This window comes from Vibrio sp. 2130-1, assembly GCF_033339515.1.
The window spans coordinates 1-507 of the sequence record NZ_JAWOUT010000774.1 but is presented as its reverse complement, the minus strand read 5'-3'; the positions used below and the strand labels follow the sequence as shown (position 1 = coordinate 507).

1 protein-coding gene is annotated in these 507 nt (G+C 45.0%); it reads left to right on the top strand.

Annotated features, from left to right (window positions below; all coding sequences use genetic code 11):
• Nucleotides 1-10: 10 nt before the first annotated feature.
• Nucleotides 11-460, top strand: coding sequence for a hypothetical protein (locus R7Q09_RS28625; protein WP_318144268.1), 450 nt, complete (start codon nt 11-13; stop codon nt 458-460).
• The last annotated feature ends 47 nt before the right edge of the window (nt 461-507 follow it).

The following is a 507-nucleotide window of genomic DNA, read 5'->3' as shown; positions in this document are numbered from 1 at the left end:
CAGAGGTGTTATGAAGCTTTTCCAATCACTCTTTACTGTGATGATGGTAGCGACCATCAGTTTTTCCACATTTGCGAGCAGCAATAATGATGACTGGGAGCTGATCGCAACCAAGACCGTCAACTTCCAAACGGAGACAGACACCGTTACGCCAAATAGTCTGCTCAAAAACCGTAACTTCAGTAAAATCAAAATAAAGTGCATTCAAGGCACCGTCGATTTAAAAGACATCAAAGTCACCATGACCGACGGCAGCGAGAAAAAACTCACATCAATGGGCACGCTCACCAACGGAATGTCAACGCGAGCTTGGACACTACCAGGAGCGGAGGACGCGAAACTTAAGCACCTTGAAATGAAATACAGCAGTTGGGGAAACATGAAGCTCGACGTGTTGGGTGTCAGCAAAAAAGCAAAAGCCGAAATCTGGGGCAAAAAAAGAACCAAAAACGACCAATAAACGTCATGCTTGTCGAATGAATGATGAAAAGCAAACAGCCCGCTATT

What these genes read in the sequence shown, in the direction of transcription:
- R7Q09_RS28625 (WP_318144268.1), top strand. Translation starts at nt 11, where the DNA reads ATGAAGCTTTTCCAATCACTCTTTACTGTGATGATGGTAGCGACCATC.